Raw genomic sequence first — 4,397 nt, forward strand, 5'->3', positions numbered from 1 at the left:
TGCGAACAAGACCATGCTGTAGCCGACGTCCTCGGTGAGGTAGCGATTGTCGAGTTGGCTTTGGGCCCGGATGCCGCGGAAGCCAGGTGCCGTGGAGTATCCGGTGTCGTAATTATCTTCGATCATGTAACCCTGCATCACCCCAATGGCTGGGTCCGACGCAATCGTCTGCCCCAGAGCAGCCGCGATCGCGATGCGCTCGGAATCGACGGCCTGCATCAGCCGGCCAACGGCCGGGGTTACGCCATCTTCGTAGAAGTTGAACTCACCGCCCGTACGCTCGATCAACGCGGCGTTGCAAATGGTGACCGCGGGATGGATTACAGGATTCCCGTTCTGAAGCGTGGTGGCCAACACACTGCCCGCCGTACCGATGCCGGGATATACCTCGCCGAGCATGGTACGGAGCCGGTCGGTCCCGCGCCGCGGCGTCGCCGCCACCCACAACCCGGCTCGCAGTTTCACGAAAACGTGGATTGTCGCCGGTCCGCTCATGCGCACCGCGTACGGAAGGGTGCTTGTCTCCCCGACCAGGTAGCGATCGTCATCGCGTGAAAGCCCAGCCGCACGCCGGAAGGCGAAGCTGCCCAGGCAGGAAGTCGGACAAACCACGATTGTCTGCTCGGGAGTAAGGTGCGGGGCGGCGGCCCGGGCCAAGGCTTCAGTGGCGTAGGCGGGCCCGACCACCATGATCAGATCGGCGCCAGAGACGGTGCGTTCCGCGTCATGTCCGGCGTAGGAGATCGGCGCCACGCCTGAGACTTCACCGGTGCTGACGATCTCGCCTCGCTCGGCAATCGCCGGCACCTCGCCCGGATACTCCACCGTCGCGAAGAGCCGCACATTGTGCCCGTGCTGCGCCCAATCGACGGCCACCGCACAACCACCGTTGCCCGCGCCGAGTACCGCAACCTCCACCTCATCCCTCCCTATCAGCGCACCCGAAGCGGACTCTATAGTGACGCGATAGTGGCCCCGTGACGTGGGCGGCCTCGACAGGTACCGCGCACGCCGATTGGACCTTCACCGTGGTCGGGTGATCAAAAGGAGCTTCGGCGGCGATTCGAGTCGAGCGTCGGCTACGAGCTCTTCCTCCACTGTGAGTCAGCTTCTCATGTTGTTCCAAGATGCAGGGAAAGACTTTAGGAATGCCTCCGGCGCAATACTCGCCAATTTGGTCTCCATAGGCATCCGAGTTATCTACATGCAGGAGGAAAAGTTGGAAACGACCGCCCGTGCCAACGCCGCGTCTGAGAGGGGGCAACAGTATTCGCTTGGCAGAATCCTGGGCATCTGGGCCCTGGCGGCCGTGCCCATGGCTATCCTAAGCTGGCTCATTTTCCCCGCAATATCACCTGATTTCAATTCGGATCCGCTGGGAGCGGGCGTCACCCGATTCGTGCTGCTCTTGATCGGTTTGATCTGGTTGTTCATTCTTTCCATGATCATCGTCCGCCGGGAAGAGGGGGACCTCCGCTGGGCGACGGTCAAGCGCAGATTGCGGCTCAACACACCGCGCGACCCGAAAACCGGTGAAACTCGCCGCAAGTTATGGCTGTGGGTGATCCCGTTTCTGATCGGGATTGCCGTGTGGGAACTTGCCCTGACATCTTACGTCGATGGCCTGTGGGTCTCCCTCTTTCCTTTTTTCGCCGAGCCTCCGGGATATAGCCTGGGTGCGATTCTCGACTCGAAGGAAATTCTCGACCGGCTGGTGGGCGCCTGGTGGTTCTTTGCCCTGTTTGTGGTGAACGCTATCTTCAATACGATTCTGGGAGAGGAGTTTCTCTTTCGGGGTGTATTGCTGCCAAGGATGGAGGGCGTATTTGGCCGGTGGAGCTGGGTAGCGAACGGCGTGCTCTTTGGCTTTTATCACCTCCACCAGCCCTGGGGTATCCCGGGCTCGGTCATTAGTGGTGTCTTCCTGTACGCATTTCCAAGCTGGCGCTTCCGTAGCACCTGGATGGGCATTATCGTCCACTCTGCTCAAAGTGTGTACTTTGCTTTTCTGATCTTTGGAGTTGTATCGGGTTTGGCATAAGCGTGCGAGAAAGAAATTGATTTCATTACAGCCGAGCCCCTCATAGACAGGGCGTGTCCATTGCATCAGCCGAGGACGTCTTTGATGGCTGCCGCCGTCAAGCTCGCGAGTTCGTCAGTCTCGGACTCGGTGATGATCAGAGGCGGTCCGAGGAGCACAAGGTCTCCATCACGCCCGTCGGCGCATCCGGTCGAGGAGTAGACCAGGACCCCGCGCGCCATGCCTGCAGTGACGACGCGCTCGACCACGCGGTCAGAGCGGGCGAACGAGACCCGAGTCTGTCGGTTGGACACCAGCTCGATCGCTCGCAGTAGCCCCAGGCCACGGATGTCGCCGACCGCTGGATGGTTCCCGAGCTCACTGCGCAGGGCCGCGTCGAGCTGGGCGCCTCTGTCCCTTGCCGTCTCAACCAGGTCGAGTTGCTTCAAGACTGCCAGCACAGCGCGGCCCGCGGCCGCCCCCACGACGTGGTGGGAGTAGGTGAACCCGTGCGTAAAGCCACCGCCGGTCATGATCGTCTGGTGGACCTCGTCGCTTGCGACGGCCAAACCCAGCGGCCAGTAGCCCGAGGCAACGCCCTTGGCCAACACCATTAGATCGGGTCGAAGATCCCAGTGCTCGGAGGCGAACCAGGCACCGGTACGCCCGAAGCCGGTCATGATCTCATCGGCGATGAGCAACACCCCGTGGGCGCGGCACACCTGTTCGACAGCCGGCCAATAGTCCGCTGGAGGCACGCAGGCCCCCAGCCCCGCCCCAGCGACCGGCTCAGCGATGAATGCCGCCACCCGCCCGGCACCGTGTTCGACAATGAGTTGATCAAGGACTTGGGCATGCCGCTCGCCGCACCCCTCCGGATGAGTGTCAGGGAACGGACAGCGGTACTCATACGGTGCCGTCGTATGAAGTGCCGGCCCGAGCCAGGGCAAATAGGGCTCGCGAAGCCCGTCCCGGCCAGACACATCGAGGGCGCCGCGGGTGTTGCCGTGGTACGCGCCTTCGCGACCGATAACTAGATATCGGTCCTCGCCTCGGGCCAGGTGGTAGGCCCGAGCCATCTTCAGCGCTGTCTCGACAGCCTCGCCGCCTCCGGATACCGGATAGATCCAGGGCGATTCCAGGGGCAGCAACGGCGCAAGCTCTTCGGCATAGGCCTCCAGAACTTCGGTGGTGAACATGGTCCCGTGGACGTACGCGAGCTGGCGGGCTTGCTTAGCGATCGCATCCGAAACCGAATCCACGCCGTGACCGACACCGACTACGATCGCGCCACCAGCGCCGTCCAGATAACGCCGACCGTCGGTATCGAAGATCTCCGCGCCACTTCCTCGGGCCGCGACCGGTAGACCCTCGCCACCGCGGGAGAAGACGTGCCGGTTCACTCCGCGACCGCTGCCACCGACTCGCCGAAGATCCGCAGCGCCGTATGGGCCTGCTCGAGGGTAACCACCAACGGTGGAGACATCCGGATGGTGCTCTCACCGCACTCCAGAACCAGGAGTCCGTGTTTGAAGGCCTGCTCCTGCACAGCCTCGGCCTGCTCGCCAGTCCGGAATTCGACGCCGATCATTAGCCCGACCCCGCGTACGTCCGTGACGATACGAGGGAACTGAGCGGGCAGCTCACCCAGGCCCGAGAGCAGCTCCTCCCCGACCTTCCTGGCGTTGTCGGTGAGATTCTCGACAGCGATCGTCTCGAGGGTGGCCAGCCCGGCCGCACAAGGCACGGGACTCCCGCCGTACGTCGAGCCGTGGGCGCCGGCACTCCAACGCTCCATCAGCTCTGCCTTAGCGGCGAAGGCTCCAAGCGGCAGGCCCGACGCAATGCCCTTGGCGCTGATCAGGATGTCCGGCTCGACGTCGGCGTGCTCGATCGCCCACATCTTTCCCGTGCGCCCCATCCCGGACTGCACCTCGTCGGCGGCGAGCAGGATCCCGTACGTGTCGCACAGCGCGCGCAGCCGCTGGATCCAGGACGGCGGCGGCACGATGTAGCCGCCCTCTCCCTGCACTGGCTCCAGGAAGATGGCCGCGACCTCAGTCGGCGGCACCTCGTAGCGGAACAGCGTGTTCTCGAGATAGTCGAACGTCGCTTCCTCGTCATGGATGCGCTTGCCCGTCCCAGGATCGCGCTGACTGAATGCATAGGGGGCATGCAGAACGCCAGGGAGCAACGGCGCAAATCCCTTGTGATACTTGGCTTTCGAAGCTGTCAGGCTGACCGCGCCATACGTGCGGCCGTGGAAGCCGCCGAAGAAGCTGATGATGAACGGCCGCCCGGTCGCGTACCGGGCGAGCTTCATGGCACCTTCGACCGCCTCGGTTCCGGAGTTGGTCAGGAAGACCCTCTTGTGCCC

The 4,397-nt window shown here is 63.2% G+C and carries 4 protein-coding genes; 1 reads left to right on the plus strand and 3 read right to left on the minus strand.

What is annotated here, in order from left to right; all coding sequences use genetic code 11:
* On the minus strand, positions 1 to 918 hold a 918-nt coding region (locus tag VHR41_14055; GenBank protein HEX3235317.1), incomplete at its 3' end, for an NAD/NADP octopine/nopaline dehydrogenase family protein.
* A 181-nt stretch (positions 919 to 1,099) separates the two neighbouring features.
* Between VHR41_14055 and VHR41_14060 the strand changes: the two genes are divergently transcribed.
* Positions 1,100 to 2,041: a CPBP family glutamic-type intramembrane protease gene (locus tag VHR41_14060; protein ID HEX3235318.1), complete on the plus strand. Its 942-nt coding sequence runs from the start codon at positions 1,100 to 1,102 to the stop codon at positions 2,039 to 2,041.
* A gap of 65 nt (positions 2,042 to 2,106) precedes the next feature.
* Here the strand turns inward: VHR41_14060 and VHR41_14065 are convergent, their stop codons facing one another.
* Both VHR41_14065 and VHR41_14070 read right to left on the minus strand, forming a co-directional pair.
* Positions 2,107 to 3,423: an aspartate aminotransferase family protein gene (locus tag VHR41_14065; GenBank protein ID HEX3235319.1), complete on the minus strand. Its 1,317-nt coding sequence runs from the start codon at positions 3,421 to 3,423 to the stop codon at positions 2,107 to 2,109.
* A partial coding sequence (locus VHR41_14070; protein HEX3235320.1) for an aminotransferase class III-fold pyridoxal phosphate-dependent enzyme occupies positions 3,420 to 4,397 on the minus strand: 978 nt, incomplete at its 5' end. The genes VHR41_14070 and VHR41_14065, both read right to left, overlap by 4 nt.

The sequence above is a fragment of the Gemmatimonadales bacterium genome (genome assembly GCA_036265815.1).
Classification (GTDB): Bacteria; Gemmatimonadota; Gemmatimonadetes; order Gemmatimonadales; family GWC2-71-9; genus CAVVWJ01.